Source organism: Streptomyces sp., assembly GCF_036524955.1.
Lineage (GTDB): Bacteria > Actinomycetota > Actinomycetes > Streptomycetales > Streptomycetaceae > Actinacidiphila.
In genome coordinates this window covers 1-14,023 of sequence record NZ_DATDBG010000119.1, presented here as the reverse complement: position 1 = coordinate 14,023, position 14,023 = coordinate 1, and the positions used below count along the sequence as shown (strand labels likewise).

The following is a 14,023-nucleotide window of genomic DNA, read 5'->3' as shown; positions in this document are numbered from 1 at the left end:
GGGGGCCCCCCGACGGTGGCCGCGTTTCGCGTCCCGGTCGTGCGGGCCGCCCGCGCCACCACCGCGCCCGCCCGCCGTCAGACCGTGACCGGCCGGAACAACTCCGGCAGCGCGTCACGCAGCGGCCCGGCGGCGTCCAGCGGCTTCTCCTCCGCGGAGGGCCACGGGATGACGCGGGTGAAGACGTGGTCGAGCGACAGGCCCAGCGCGGTCCACAACTGCTCGGCGAAGGCCGGTATGAGCGGCGCGGAGGTCGCGGCCAGGGTGGCGGCCGCGTCGAGGTGGGCGCGCAGCCGGCCGGCGTACTCCTGGCCGCCGGCCGCACGCAGCCGTTCCAGCTCCGGGGTGTCGGCGGCGAACACCTCGATGGCGTCGCGCAGCGCGCGGGCGGCGGCCTGGGGCGAGAAGTCGTCCGGGTCCAGCGCCGCGGCCACCCGCTCCGCCAGCGTCCGGGCGGCGCCGTCGACCGCACCGCCCGGCGCGGTACCGCGCTCGGGGACCTTGCCGCCGAAGTCCTCGGCGGTCAGCCGCAGTACGGTGCCGGCCCAGGTCTGCAGCCCGTCGACCAGCACCTGCTGGGTGACGGCGGAGAAGTCCTTGGCGGAGAAGCTGGTCTGCTCACGCTCGGGACCGGTCAGGCACAGGTAGAAGCGCATCTGGTCGGCCGGCACCCGCCGCAGGAACTCGTTGCCCCAGATGGCGTGGTCGCGGCTGGTGGAGAACTTGTCGCCCTCCAGCCGGTAGAACTCGTTGGTCACCACCTGCTCGGGCAGCTGGAACCCACCGTGCGCCATGAAGAGCGCGGGCCACAGGATGGCGTGCGAGAAGCTGCAGTCGAAGCCGATGAACTCGTAGACCCGGGTGGCAGGGTCGGCCCAGGCCTCCAGCGCCTCCTCGGGCTCGCCCAGCGCGGTGGCGTAGCCGACGGTGGCGGCCACGTACCCCCAGATGCCGCTGTACCAGGTGTCGAGGATGTGCCCGGAGAACTCCGGCAGCGGCACCGGAACGCCGTAGTCGGCCTCACGGCTGACGGTGGTCAGCGGCAGCGGGCGGGAGAGCATGTCGTCGAGGTAGGCGCGCAGCGCGGGCCGCATGGGGCGGTCCGCGTAGTAGTCGCGGAGCCGCTCGCGGTAGTCGTCCAGCGGGAAGACGATCCGGCGCAGCGTGCGCGTCTGCGGGCCGGTGCCGCACCGGGTGCACTTGGCGTCGACCAGGCCGGTGGTCTCCTGCGGCCGCCCGCACTCCTCGCAGTAGAAGCCGTCGGCGGGCGCCGCGCAGTACTGGCACAGCCCGCGCATCTCGGCCTCGTACAGGTACCGTTCGCACGGCTCGCACCAGTAGACCGGCAGCTCCTCGACCCGGAAGGCGTCCTTCTCCCACAGTTCGAGGAAGAAGCGGCGCACGATGTCCGCGTGCATCGGCTCGCGCAGCGGGTGGGTGAAGTAGTCGTGCTGCATGTGGGCGAGACCGAGCGTCTCCTCCATGCGGCGGCCGAAGACGTGCGCGGTGGCGTGCGGGCCGCGGTCGAGTTCGGCGCCGCGGCGCGGTACGTAGCAGGAGTGGTCGTCGGAGTAGCCGACGTAGCGCACGTCGTACCCGGTCTGCCGCAGGTGGCGGCGCAGGACGTCGGCGCCGAGGAACGGGCCCGACAGATGGCCGAGGTGCAGGTCGCCGTTGGGGTTGGGCGGCGCGCTGGTGATGATCACGCGACTGGTCGAACGGTTCATCTGTTTGTCGTCCCTCGAATCGTCGTGGTGTCAAGGTTCTTGGCGGCGGTGGGCGCCGGCTGTTCCACCTCGGCGTCGGCGTCGGCGTCCGGGCTGGTACTCGTGATCAGCACCGGCATGCTGCGGGCGCTGACCCGCGAGTCGGGCGGTACCGACTCCATCACCACCGTGTGCGCGCCGACCAGCGACCGGGCACCGATGGTGACGGCGCCGAGGATGCTCGCGTTCGTACCGACGATCACGCCGTCCTCCAGCTCCGGGTGCCGCCGCTCCGACAGGTCGCCCGCCAGGTCCCGCCACCAGCCGACGGACCCGAGGGTGACCTGGTGGTAGAGCATCACGTCGTCGCCGATCCGTACGGTCTCGCCGATGACCACCGCCGAACCGTGGTCGATGAAGAAGCGGCGTCCGATGGTCGCCCCGGGATGGATCTCGATGCCGCTGACCCACCGGCCGAACATCGACAGGGCCCGCGCCATGAACCGCCGGTTCCTGCGGTAGAACCAGTTCGCCACCCGATACGTCCACAGGGCGTGGATGTGCGGGTAGAGCAGGACCTCCAGGCGGCTGCCGGCGGCCGGGTCCTTGGCCAGGACGATGTCGAGGTCTTCCACCAGGTGCCGCCACGCGCCGCGCAGCCCGCCGGGCGAGTCACATGTGCTCATACGGGAACTCGCTCTCGATCAAGGCCCCTGCCCCGAAACGCCGGGGCCGGTACGGCTCCAGCAGCGGAGCCGTCGTGCCGTGGACAATCTCGTCGGCCGCCAGCTCACCCACGGCCGGCGCCACCTTGACTCCGCCGCCGCTGAACGCGGTGCACAGATACAGCCCCTCGGGTCCGGCCGGGCCGATCACCGGGCGCTTGTCGGCCGAATAGGCGTCGAAGCCGACCCGCGCGGCGAGGACCGGTGCGTCCCGCAGCGCCGGGACCCGGGGGACCAGGGTGGTGGCGGCGGCCCGGGCGGCCGGGCCGGTCATCGGCTCCGGGTCGGCAGCCGGGTCGACGGCCGGGTCCAGCGGCACCCCGAAGTACATGCCTCCGTCGTCCGCGGGCCGGAAGTAGGTGCCGAGGGTGTCGTCGATGCCGATGGGCAGGGCGCCGGGGGAGTGCGCGGTGGCGGCCCGCGCGATGGCGATGCGCCGGGCGGTGACCGGAAGCGCGGGCAGGTCGAGCCCGTCTCCGTCGCGCAGCGCCGCCAGCAGCTCGCCGCTCCATGCGCCGCCGCACAGCACCACCCGGTCGGTGTGCACCGCGCCGAGGTTGGTGTGCACCGCTCGCACCCGGTCGCCGGTGGTGTCGATCCCGGTGACCCGGACGCCCTCCGCCACCGTGACACCGCGGGCGACGGCCGCGGCCAGCAGCTCCCGGGTCGCGGTCACCGCATCGGCGTAGCCGCCGTCGGGTTCGTAGCCGACCGCCACGTCCGCGGGCACCGCGAGCCCCGGGTGCAGCGCGGCCAGTTCGCCGGGCGTGATGACCTCGCTGCGGCCGCCGGCCTCGTTGACGGCCGCGACGTTCTTCGCCAGTGCGTCGGCGTACCGGCCGGCGACCAGCACCGCGAAGCCGGTACGCCGGTAGCCGGCGTCGCCGCCGACCCGCGCCGCCCAGTCGTGATAGGCGCTGATGCCCCGCACCGCGAGGTCGACGTCGCAGCGGGCGGTGTGGTGCTGGCGCAGCAGCCCGCCGGAGCGGGTGGTGGCACCCCGGCCCGGCGGCATCGCCTGCTCGCACACGAGCACCCGGCGCACCCCGGCCTCGGCGAGGTGGAAGGCGACGGCCGCGCCGATGATGCCGCCACCGACCACGACCACCTCGTATCCGGCGGTCACCGCGCCGGCTCCCCGCCCGGGGCGTGCGGTTCGCCGGTCACGACTCTTCGGGCAGCGCGCTCTGGGCGGCCGCCTCGCTGCCGTCCCACCAGATGCTGAGGAACAGCAGTTGCTCGTCGCCGGTGTTGGTCAGGTCGTGGTCGATGTCCGGGGTGATGAAGATCGTGTCGCCGAAGCTCACCTGACGCTTCTCGTCGCCCAGCCGCATCACGCCGGTGCCGCGCACGACGAAGAACATCTCCTTCTCGTCGTGCGAGTGCGGGGTGACCGTCTCGCCGGGCTCGACCGCCACCCAGGCGCCGCCCCACGCGGGCTCGGGCACGCCGGGCCACGGGAACAGCCGGACCGCCGTGGTGTTGTAGTCGGGCTCGTCCTTCAGGTCCTGCGGACCCCAGGATCGGATCATGGCGTCTGTTCTCCTCTGCCGTTCGGATGTGTCGGGGGGCTGCTGCCGTTCGGATGCGTTGGGGGCCGGGGTCCGGCCCGGGCGGGCCGGACCGGACCGGAGGTTCGGGTCAGGCCGGCACGGTGATGCCGTCGCCGACGGGCACCGCCGCGGCGTCGTGCCGGGCGGCCAGGTCGCCCAGGATCTGGCCGGCCTTGATCGCCATCGTGCTGAAGCTGGTGGCGCTGTTGATGCCGTGCCGCCATTCGGTGATGCCGTTGAGGTACAGGCCCACCGAGCAGTCGGCGGTGGTGCCGAGCCGGAACTCCCGGGTCACCACCGGGTCACCCGCCTCGTCGGCCTCGACGTACTCGGCGAACGGTTCCAGCAGTGAGGGCATCTTCGGCTCGCGGAAACCGGTGCACACGATGACCAGATCCGCGTCCAGCTCCTCGCGTTCGCCCGTGTTGACCTCGCAGAGCACCAGGCGGAACCCGCCGCCGGCGCCGCGGCTGAGCGACTCGACGCCGCGGCGCTTGTGCAGGTGCAGCCGGCCCGGCCCCCAGTTCCGGTCGTCGTACAGCGCCCGGTACAGGGCGGTGTTGACGTCCGGGTCGACGCAGGCGTAGTTGGTGGAGTAGACCTCGTCGAAGACCTTCTTGCGCTGTGTGGCGTCCAGGGAGTGGAAGTAGTCGGTCTCCGCGGGGAAGTACGCCTCGTTGCTGAAGTGGCTGAGGTTGTAGAGCCGGAACCCGGAGTTGCGGGTCAGCGCGTGGATCTCGGCGTCCGGCAGCGCACCGGCCAGGTGCAGGAATATCTCTCCCGCGTTCTGGCCGGCACCGATGACGGCCACCTTCCGGATGCTGTCCTTGGGGATGGCGGACATCCGGGTGAGGAACTCGTGCGAGTGGAAGAGCCGGTCGCCGGTGAACGGCCGGAACTCCTCCGGTACGAAGGGCTGGTGGCCCATGGAGACCAGCACGTTGGACGCCAGGTGCTCCACCGGCTGCCCGGTGGCGGTGTTCCGGCCGAGCACCCGGGCATGCGTCACGCGTCCGTCACGCTCCACCGGCTGCACCTCGGTGACCTCGGTGTCGTACGCGACCGGGACCGTCAACCGGTCGGTCACCCAGCGCACGTACTGCGACCACTCGTGCCTGCTGACGTATCCGGCGAGGTTGGTGAACGGGTAGAACCGGTCGGTGTCCACCAGGTAGCTGGGGAACGTGAAGCGGCTGCGCGGGTTGCGCGGGGTGGCGAAGTCGCGCAGGAAGTGGTGCTGGATGTCGGTGCCGGGCAGCAGCATGTCGGGCTGCCAGGCGGCGTTCGGGCCGCGCTCCAGGAACAGCGCGGTGTGCCGGGGGGCCGCTCCGGGCGGCAGCGACTCGTTGTCGTCCTCCAGCGCGGTGGCGACCGAGATCGCCGCCGGACCGTAGCCGATGCCGAGCAGGTCGACTGCCGGGCTGTCGTGCATCGCCTTCACTCCTTCACTCTCGGCCCGCCGCGGCGGTGAAGTCCTCGTCTGCCTCGTCGAAGGCGGCCGTCAGCGCGGCACAGGCCTCGGCGAGTTCCTCGGCGCTGATGTTCAGCGGCGGCAGCATCCGCACCACGCAGTCGGCCCTGCCGCCGACCTCGACGATCAGTCCGTTGCGCAGCGCCGCCGCCTGCACCTCGCGGGCCAGTGCGCTGGCGGGCGCCCCGGTCGCCGGGTCGGCCAGCTCGATGCCCCACATCAGGCCCAGTCCGCGCACCTCACGGGCCCACGGGGTCCGGGCGGCCAGCTCGTTCAGCGCGGCCTGCAGCTCCGCGCCGCGGGCGGCCACGTTCTCCAGCACCCGGTCGCGCCGCACCACCTCGATGGCGGCGACACCGGCGGCGAACGCGAGCTGGTTGCCGCGGAAGGTGCCGATGTGCGCGCCCGGCTTCCAGGTGTCGAGCGCCTTGTCGTAGATCAGCGCGGCGATCGGCAGCCCGATGCCGGACAGCGCCTTGGAGGCGACGATGACGTCCGGCTCGATGTCGTACTGCTCGAACGCGAACCAGGTGCCGGTACGGCCGCAGCCGGTCTGCACCTCGTCCACCACCATCGGAATCTCCAGCTCCCGGGTCAGCGCCCGGACCCGCTGGACGAACTCCTTGGTCGCCGGGATGACACCGCCCTCGCCCTGGACGAGTTCCATCACGACAGCCGCCGGCTTGACGATGCCGCCGTTGCTGTCGTTGAGGGCGCGTTCCAGGTAGGTGACGCAGTTGGTCTCGCAGGTGTCGGGGGTCAGGCCCAGCGGACAGCGCGCGCAGTAGGAGTACGGGAAGAAGTGCACCCCGGGCAGGTGGTTGGGGACCGCCTCCTTGGTGTCCAGGGCACCGGTCAGGGCCATGGCCGCCGCGGTGCTGCCGTGGAAGCCGCCCTGGAAGGTGATGACGTCGCTGCGGCCGGTGACGATCTTGCACAGTTTGACGGCCGCCTCGACGCCGTTGGCGCCGGTCGGTCCGCAGAAGTGCATCTTCATCCGGTCCCGCATCCCCTCGGGCAGCATGGAGAGCTGCGCCTCGGTGAACCGGTCCTTGATCGGCGTCGGCAGGTCGAGTCCGTGGACGAACTCGCCGAGTTGCGTGGTGACCGCGGCCACCAGTTCCGGGTGGCTGTGACCCAGCGAGAGAACCCCGGCACCGGTGAGGAAATCCAGGTAGACATTGCCGTCCACGTCCTCCAGGTAGCTGCCCTGGGCCCGCTTGACGGCGATCGGCAGCCGCCTGGGGTAGGTGCGGGCGCTGGACTCGTGCTCGTCCTGGCGGTCGAGGTACTGCTTGCTCAACGGCCCCGGTACGGGGGTGCGCAGCGCCGCTCTTCGGTAAGCGGTATGTGTCACGCGTGGGCTCCTGGTGGAACGGTGGGATGAGTTCGGACGGGTGTCAGTTGGCGACGAGATCGGCCGGGGCCGGAGCGCGCAGACCGTCGAGGATCGTCGCGGCGCGCAGCGACAGCAGACTGAAGGAGCCGGAGTCACCGATGCCGTGGCTGGATTCGCACAATCCGTTGAGGAACAGCGGCGGCGTCGAGGGGTCCACCGGGCGGAGGCTGTAGTCGGCGCCGACCATCAGGTGGCCGTGCTCGTCGAAGCGGAACCGGTCGATGACCCCGGACAGCAGCGCGGGGTAGGGCTCCTGGTGGGGCGCGGGGCCCAGATCCCGGAAGCCGGTGGCCAGCACCACGAGGTCCACCTCGTCCTGGTGCACCTCGCCGGTGTGCAGCTCGGCGACCTCCAGCCGTACTCCCGCGTCGGTCAGCTCCACCCGTGAGACCTGGCTGTTGCCCTGGACGAAGACCCGCTGCGCGGCGTCCAGCCGCTGCTCGTAGATCATCAGGTACAGCTCGTGCAGGACGTCGTCGTCGGCGGAGGAGTAGTTGGTCGGCCGCATGTAGCCGTCCAGCGCGGCCTTCGACGCCCGGTCGGCGTTGTAGTAGTACGAGGTGAACTCCGGGAAGTAGCCCTCCTCGCTGAACGGGCTGGTGTCCTTCAGTCGCAGCCCGTACGAGCGCAGGTAGTTGACCACGCGCGCCTGGGGGTAGCGCTTGGCGAGGTCGAGCGTCAGCTCCACCGCGCTCTGGCTGCCGCCGATCACCGCGACACTGCGGGGCGGAGCCTCGAGCGCCCGCAGCCGGTACAGGTAGTCGGTGAGGTGGAACACCCGCGGCGACACCACGTCGGAGAAGGGCGCGGGCACGTACGGTGTCCGCCCCGGGCCCAGCACCAGGGAGCGGCCCTGCCGGGTGGCGCCGTCGGTGGTGGTGACCTCGTAGACCTGACCGCCGGCCCCGTCCACGACGGCGATCTCCCGCACCCGGGCACCGTATTCGGCGACCTGGTGGAACTGCTCGCGCACCCAGCGGATGTACTGCGCGTACTCCTTGCGCAGCGGGAACTCCACCGGCAGGTTGAGGTGCTCGATCAGCCGCTTGTTCTCGAAGAGGTAGTTGATGAAGCTGTAGCGGCTGCGGGGATTGCGCAAGGAGACCAGGTCGCGGCTCGGATGGTTCTGGATGTTCGAACCGTCGAGCATCATTCCCCCCTGCCAGACCGGTTCGGCCTGGCCCTCCAGGAAGAGCGCGGTCTTCTCCGGGGCGTCCTCCTCCATCGCGATGGCGAGCGAGAGGTTCGCCGGCCCGAATCCCACACCGAGAACGTCAAAGCAGTCGGTCATGAATAGCCTCCATACAAGTGGTGTACTTGACACAGGAGATGGCAGGCTCCGCCGTCCCGGCGGATCACGTCTGGGACGGCGTCACCACGCGATATCGGTCGCGCGCACGGCTTCTCCGGGGCGGAACCGCCCCGTCCGCTGATTCCACCGGCCGCAGTTCGGCGATGGTCGGATTACCGAAGAAGTCGAGGTCCATGCCGGTGAACGCGTCCTCGGCGAAGACCCGGTACTCGGTCCGGAACCACAGCGGGATCAGCGCCATGTCCTCCATCGCGAGCCGCTCGGCGGTCTGCCACCAGCCGGTCCGTGTGCCTTCGTCGGCCGCGGCGCGGGCGTTGAGCAGGGCCTGGTCGAACTCGGTGTTCACGTAGCGGCCCTCGTTGTCGCCGTGCGCCGTGCCGTCGGCGTCCGGTGAGGTGCACGAGGAGTGCAGCAGGGGGAACAGGAGGTTGTCGGGGGTCGGGTAGTCGTACGCCCAGCCCGCCCGGCACAGCCCGGCAGCCGCCTGCGAGGTGCGGTGCGCGAGCAGTTCCACGGCGCTCATCGTCAGCAGCCGCACCTCGACCTGAAGGACCCGGCTGATCTGCTCGGCCACGGCCGCCACCCAGCGGTCGTGCCCGGCTCCGGTGTTCACCGCGAGGTCGACGACGCTGCCGGGTGTCAGGCCCGCCTGCCGGGCGCACGCCCTGGCCACCTCGGGGTCGTGGCGGGTGTACGCTCCGCCGAGCCCGGGGGTGTGGACGCCCTTGAACCACGGCGACAGCAGGGCGTCGGCCGGAACCCGGGTCCCGGAGAACAACTCCTCGGCGATGCCCGCGCGGTCGATCGCCGCCGAGATCGCCCGCCGGGCCGCCGGGGTGTCCATCGGCGCCTGGTGGCAGAACGGGATGAGGTAGTGCAGTCCCGGCAGGTCACGCTCCAGGAATCCGCCGTCGCCGAACAGTTCCCGGGCCGCGGTCACCGACTCCGCGGGCATCCGGGCGAAGTCGTAGCGGCCTTCCAGGAACCCGGCGTACTCCTGCTCCAGCGAATCCTCGTCGCCGAGGATGTCGATGTGGATCTCGGCGACCTCCGGCCGCTCACCGGACCACCGCGGATTGCGGACCAGGCGGATGGAACGCCCGTGCTGCCACGGCTCGGCCATCATGTACGGCCCGTTGCCGATCGGCATGTCGTTGTAGACCGGGTTGAGCGCCGGACCGGCCACCTCCGGAACCGGGCTGAAGACCGGCTGCACCGTCTTCTTGTCGAACTCGAAGTCCACCTGGTCCAGCGCGAACACCAGCGTGTACGGGTCGGGGGCGGTCAGCCCGCTCAGCCTGTCCGCCGCACCCGAGCGCATCGCGTCGAACCCGCGCACGCCCGCCAGGTGATAGGCGGTCTCGGTATTGGCCGCCGGGTCGAGAGCCCGGTTGACACCACGGACGAAGGAGGCGGCGTCCAGCGGTTCGCCATTGCTGAAGAGAAGGCCCTCGCGCAGGTGGAAGGTCCACACCCGGCCGGCCTTGTCGCATTCCCACGAGGAGGCGACCGCGGGCGCCACACCGTGTGCCCGGTCCACACGCAGAAGCCCGGTGAAGAGCTGCTTGGTGACGCCGATCCCTTCGATCTCCTGCGCACGGTAGGGGTCGATGGCGGTCGGTTCGGTGATCGCCATGCGGAAGACGGCGTCGCTCGCTGTGGTTCTGACAGGCATCTGACCCTCGATAAGGCTTTGCGGATGGTTCGCACGCTCAGTGTTCGACCTGTCCAACGGGATGTCAGCAGTCGTACCTGGCACCAAATGCGGGCGGTCACAGGGTGCCAATCCGAAGGTGTCCGCATCGCTCCACGCGCAGATGGTGCCAGGCCGTGTCGCCGTACTCGCCGCCCGGACCGTCTAGGATGCGCGGGAGCACGGCTGCCACGGCCACCGGGTGGTCCGGTGGCCGACCCGAGGCGGGTGGGCTGACACCCGGGCTCCCGCAGTGGCCGGCCGGGGAACGAGGCCGTCCGCGGAGGGAGTGAGCAGGAAGCCCGGCTCCGTGCGGTGCGGGCTTTCCGCCGTGTCCTGGAATCACCGTGCCGTCGGCCGGAACGCCGGGCTTGCCTGACCCCATGTCCCGATGCGACGTTGTGCGCGGATGCCGTGCCGGGGAATGCCATCGGGCCCGGCAGCCGCCATACCTCCCAGGTGATCGGAGAATTCTGTGAGCGCACCCACCCAGCCGGCCCTCGAATCGAAGGTCGGCCGAGTTCCGGCCGCCGACCCCAAGGTGGCCGAGGCGCACTTCTACGCCCGGCGGACCTTCGAGGCGGACGTTTCCGACGTGCACGCGGACATCGAGTCGGGGGCCGCCGACTTCGTGCTGGTGGACACCCGCGGTGCGGAGGCCTGGGAGCAGGGCCACGTCCCGCAGGCCGTGCACTGTCCGACCGACGACATCGCCGACCGGGCCGGCGAGCTGTTCGACCCCGAGAAGCTCGTGGTGACCTACTGCTGGGGCCCCGGATGCAACGGCGCGGTGCGGGCGGCGCACGCGTTCGCCTCGCTCGGCTACCGGGTCAAGGAGATGCTCGGCGGCTACGAGTACTGGGTACGTGAGGGCTTCCTCGTCGAGGACGCCTCCGGCGTGCGGCGCGGTCCGGTGGACACGCTGACCGCTCCGGCCCACGGCGCCGTCTGCGACTGCTGACCGCCGCCCGGCCGGCTCGGAGTCGCTGACACCGCAGGACGCGTGAGCCGGAGTCGCTGACCGCGTACGACACGTGCTCCTACGGGCACGTGCGGGTGCCCGCCCCGGGCCGGCCGGGGCGGGTCAGCCGCGTCCGGCCGTGACCGCCTGTACCGTCCGGGCGAGCTGGTTGAGGTGCGCGAGGTCATGGCCGACGACCTTGCGGATCATGATCTCCAGCGTCTCCGGCCCCTGCTCGCCGTGCCGCCCGGTGCGCTGCCAGTCCGCGCGCGGCACCGCCCGCAGCAGCGCCACGTTGGCGGCGCGCATGCCCTCCCACGCGCTGAGCATCTGGCGGAACGGCAGCCGGGGCAGCGGCGCCCACCGGGCCTCGTCGTACCCCGGGTAGGACGGGTTGTCCTCGGTGAGCACCAGCCGCCAGCGGAATCCGTACACCACGTCCACGTCGAACAGGTGCCCGACGATGTATTCGGCGGGCCACTCACCCGGTTGCGGCAGGGCCCGCGCCAGATCGTCGGTCAGATCCGCGCACAGGTCCCGGGCCTTGGCCGGTGTCGTGGCCATGACCTCGAACGGGTCCGCGTCTCCGGCGACCTCCAGCAGGGCCGCCACGTAGGCCGCCGGGTCCTCGGTCGCCGACGGGATGTCGATGGCCTCGTAGGTCTCGGCAGAGGTCATGGCTCTCACTCCTTACGGTGGCGCCGCCCTCTTCCGCGACACGGCGGCGCTCTGACCGTGCCACCTCGCCGGGACGTTGGCCAGAGCGGGCGCTGTCACCTTCTCCACCGTGGCAGCTACGGGACAAACTCCTCCGGCCCCGCACCGAGGCCGTCCTGAGCTGCGCGATCGCCGGTTCCGCCGCACGGGCGACCACCGTGGACGTGGTGTCACTCGTCCTGCGGAGAGGTGGTGTTCCTGCGATACTCCCCGCAGCCACGCGGCGCCCTCCCCCTGCCCGGGGCGGGCGTACAGCGGTTCGACGGTTCGACAGGGGGAGTCATGGGCGAACACACCGATGCCGTAGCCCGGTTGGCCGGGCCTTCGCATCTCGGGTACGTCGCCTCGCTGCTGCGCACCGAGCCGCTGTGGGCCAACGAGCCCGGCCCGACCGCGGTGGCGGCCGAGCTGGCCGCCGAGCGGGCGGCCGCGCTGCTCGACCCCGCGGTCCCCGCCTGGGCCCTGGTCGCCGAGAGCGGCGGCCGGCCGGTCGGCTGTCTGGCGTACGCGACGGTGTTCTCCACCTGGGGCGCCGACGACTTCATCGACGTCCAGGCGCTCTGGCTGGACGACGCAGGACGCGGCGGGCAGCCGGCCGCCGCGGCGCTCACCGCGGGTCTCCGCAAGCACGCCGACTCCTTGGGGGTCACCGCCCTGCGCTGGCAGCGGCTCGCCGACCGGCAGGGAACGGTGCCGGGCACACCGTCGGGCCCCGCACCGCACCGGCTGGCCAAAGTGCGCTTCACGCTGCCGGTTCCGGCCGTGACCGACGACGGAGGTCATCAGCATGTCTGACCCGTTCCTCGACCACCCCGGCTTCAGCCGGATCTACGCGCCGGACCGGCTGACGGTCGGCCTGTTCCTGCCGCTGTGGCCGTACGACGGCGACTTCCGGAACATGTCCGGCCAGGCCGAGGCGATCACCCTCGCCGACCGCTCCGGCTTCGGCGCGGTGTGGCTGCGCGACGTACCGCTGCGTACCGGCCCGAACGCCGATGTCGGCCAGGTGTACGACCCCTGGGTGTACGCGGGCTGGCTGGCAGCACGGACCGAGCGCGTCACCCTCGCCTTCGGATCGGCGATCTTCACCCTGCGGCACCCGATCGACCTTGCCAAGCAGGCCGCCTCCCTCGACCAGCTCTCCGGCGGACGGCTGGTCCTCGGCGTCGCCACGGGTGACCGGCCCGTCGAGTTCCCCGCCTACGGTGTGGATTTCGACAGCCGGGGCGCCCGGTTCCGCGAGGCGGTCGGCATGGTGCGCGACCTGCTGTCGGACCGGGCCGGCGACATCGCCTCGCCGCTGGGCGCCACGCACGGTGCGGACCTGCTGCCCAAGCCGGTGACCGGCCGGGTGCCGCTGGTCGTCACCGGCTCGGCGCGACAGGACCCGCAGTGGATCGCCCGCCACGCGGACGGCTGGCTGGTCTACCCGGGGCCGACCGCGACCGCCGACGGTCCGCGGGCGCTGGGCAAGAAGATCGCCCACTGGCGCGGCCTGATCCCCGGCGACGGCTTCAAACCGGTGACGACCAACGAGTGGATCGACCTGGTGGACGATCCCAGGCATCCGCCGACCCCCCTGCAGGGCGGCCGGATCCTGCGCACCGGCCGCGAGGGGCTGATCGAACTCCTGGGCCGCTGGCAGGACGCGGGCCTCAACCACGGTGCGCTGGGAGTGCAGTTCTGCACGCGGCCGCGCAGTGAGGTGATCGCCGAGATCGCCGAGGAGGTCCTGCCGCACTTCCCCAGCGTGGAGACCGCCGCCGTCCCGCGGACGCCGGTATGGTGACCCCGGCCGCTGACATCCGGCCCCTGCGGGGCGCGTCCGACCGCGACGCGCTGGAGCGGCTGTGCCGCGACCACGCCCGCTACGAACGGGCGGGTGAACTCTCCGGTGAGTTCGCCGACCGGCTGCTGGCCCGGCTCACCTCGCCGCACCCGGACGTCTGGTGCTGGTTCGCCGAGGCGGACGGTGCTCCGGTGGGCTACATGACCTGTTCGCTGGAGGCCCGCTGGCTCGACGGGGCGTATCTGCACCTCGACTGCCTGTACCTGGATCCGCCCTTCCGGGGCCGGGGCCTCGGCAGCCGGCTGATCGCCCACGCGGCCACCGCCGCCCGCGACCGCGGACTCGCCGCAGTCCGCTGGCAGACCCCGGACTGGAACTCCGACGCGATCCGCCTCTACGAGCGCGTCGGCGCCCACGGAGAACCGCTGACCCAACTGATCTACGAGGTCTGACGGCACGTCGTACCCCGCCGGACCGGGGGCTGACACCGGTGGACTCACCACGTCACCGGCCTGCCAGCGCCCGGCGGCAGCCGCCTCTCCTGCAGGGCCCGGTGTGCCAGGATGAGCCGGTGACCGAGCCACTGCCGCGACCTTCCGGCGTTGAACTCCTGGAGGTTCGCCGGCTCCGCCTGGTCGAAGCTGCCGCGCCTCGGGTGTCCCCCGAAGACCGGTCGGCCATGAACCGTGCGTGGGAC

General features: G+C 71.7%; 14 protein-coding genes. 4 read left to right on the top strand and 10 right to left on the bottom strand.

Annotated elements, in window-relative coordinates; all coding sequences use genetic code 11:
* Positions 1-77: 77 nt before the first annotated feature.
* From VIW71_RS10270 to VIW71_RS10235, 8 genes are all read right to left on the bottom strand, one after another.
* Positions 78-1,727: a class I tRNA ligase family protein gene (locus VIW71_RS10270; protein WP_331621777.1), complete on the bottom strand. Its 1,650-nt coding sequence runs from the start codon at positions 1,725-1,727 to the stop codon at positions 78-80.
* Positions 1,724-2,392 carry a serine O-acetyltransferase EpsC gene (gene epsC, locus VIW71_RS10265; protein ID WP_331621776.1) on the bottom strand — a complete coding sequence of 223 codons (669 nt, stop codon included), beginning with the start codon at positions 2,390-2,392 and terminating at the stop codon, positions 1,724-1,726. Before epsC ends, VIW71_RS10270 begins: the two co-directional genes overlap by 4 nt.
* Positions 2,379-3,557: an NAD(P)/FAD-dependent oxidoreductase gene (locus VIW71_RS10260; RefSeq protein ID WP_331621775.1), complete on the bottom strand. Its 1,179-nt coding sequence runs from the start codon at positions 3,555-3,557 to the stop codon at positions 2,379-2,381. The genes epsC and VIW71_RS10260 overlap by 14 nt, the downstream gene beginning before the upstream one ends.
* A 37-nt stretch (positions 3,558-3,594) precedes the next feature.
* Positions 3,595-3,963 (bottom strand): cupin domain-containing protein, encoded by a 369-nt coding sequence (locus tag VIW71_RS10255; RefSeq protein ID WP_331621774.1) that lies wholly within the window; start codon positions 3,961-3,963, stop codon positions 3,595-3,597.
* A 109-nt stretch (positions 3,964-4,072) separates the two neighbouring features.
* Complete coding sequence (locus tag VIW71_RS10250) at positions 4,073-5,416, bottom strand: SidA/IucD/PvdA family monooxygenase (RefSeq protein ID WP_331621773.1); 1,344 nt, start codon at positions 5,414-5,416, stop codon at positions 4,073-4,075.
* A 13-nt stretch (positions 5,417-5,429) separates the two neighbouring features.
* Complete coding sequence (locus tag VIW71_RS10245) at positions 5,430-6,812, bottom strand: aspartate aminotransferase family protein (protein ID WP_331621772.1); 1,383 nt, start codon at positions 6,810-6,812, stop codon at positions 5,430-5,432.
* Between the two features lie 43 nt (positions 6,813-6,855).
* Positions 6,856-8,145, bottom strand: a complete 1,290-nt coding sequence (locus tag VIW71_RS10240) for a lysine N(6)-hydroxylase/L-ornithine N(5)-oxygenase family protein (RefSeq protein WP_331621771.1) — start codon at positions 8,143-8,145, stop codon at positions 6,856-6,858.
* Between the two features lie 64 nt (positions 8,146-8,209).
* On the bottom strand, positions 8,210-9,841 hold the full coding sequence (locus VIW71_RS10235; RefSeq protein WP_331621770.1) for a peptide ABC transporter substrate-binding protein: 1,632 nt from the start codon (positions 9,839-9,841) through the stop codon (positions 8,210-8,212).
* Positions 9,842-10,334: 493 nt separating this feature from the next.
* On the opposite strand from VIW71_RS10235, the gene VIW71_RS10230 reads away from it, so the two are divergent.
* The gene (locus VIW71_RS10230; protein WP_331621769.1) at positions 10,335-10,820 is read left to right on the top strand and encodes a rhodanese-like domain-containing protein; all 486 of its coding nucleotides are present in this window, start codon (positions 10,335-10,337) and stop codon (positions 10,818-10,820) included.
* Positions 10,821-10,943: 123 nt separating this feature from the next.
* On the opposite strand, the gene VIW71_RS10225 is transcribed toward VIW71_RS10230, so the two are convergent.
* Positions 10,944-11,498, bottom strand: a complete 555-nt coding sequence (locus VIW71_RS10225; protein WP_331621768.1) for a DinB family protein — start codon at positions 11,496-11,498, stop codon at positions 10,944-10,946.
* A 321-nt stretch (positions 11,499-11,819) separates the two neighbouring features.
* Between VIW71_RS10225 and VIW71_RS10220 the strand changes: the two genes are divergently transcribed.
* Genes VIW71_RS10220 through VIW71_RS10210 form a run of 3 tightly spaced genes read left to right on the top strand, consistent with a single transcriptional unit; the run spans position 11,820 to position 13,778 of the window.
* Positions 11,820-12,332, top strand: a complete 513-nt coding sequence (locus VIW71_RS10220; RefSeq protein ID WP_331621767.1) for a hypothetical protein — start codon at positions 11,820-11,822, stop codon at positions 12,330-12,332.
* Positions 12,325-13,326, top strand: a complete 1,002-nt coding sequence (locus VIW71_RS10215) for an LLM class oxidoreductase (RefSeq protein WP_331621766.1) — start codon at positions 12,325-12,327, stop codon at positions 13,324-13,326. The genes VIW71_RS10220 and VIW71_RS10215 overlap by 8 nt, the downstream gene beginning before the upstream one ends.
* A complete protein-coding gene (locus tag VIW71_RS10210) occupies positions 13,320-13,778 on the top strand; it encodes a GNAT family N-acetyltransferase (protein ID WP_331621765.1) in 459 nt (152 codons plus the stop codon). Before VIW71_RS10215 ends, VIW71_RS10210 begins: the two co-directional genes overlap by 7 nt.
* A 44-nt stretch (positions 13,779-13,822) precedes the next feature.
* Here the strand turns inward: VIW71_RS10210 and VIW71_RS10205 are convergent.
* A partial coding sequence (locus VIW71_RS10205) for a hypothetical protein (protein ID WP_331621764.1) occupies positions 13,823-14,023 on the bottom strand: 201 nt, incomplete at its 5' end.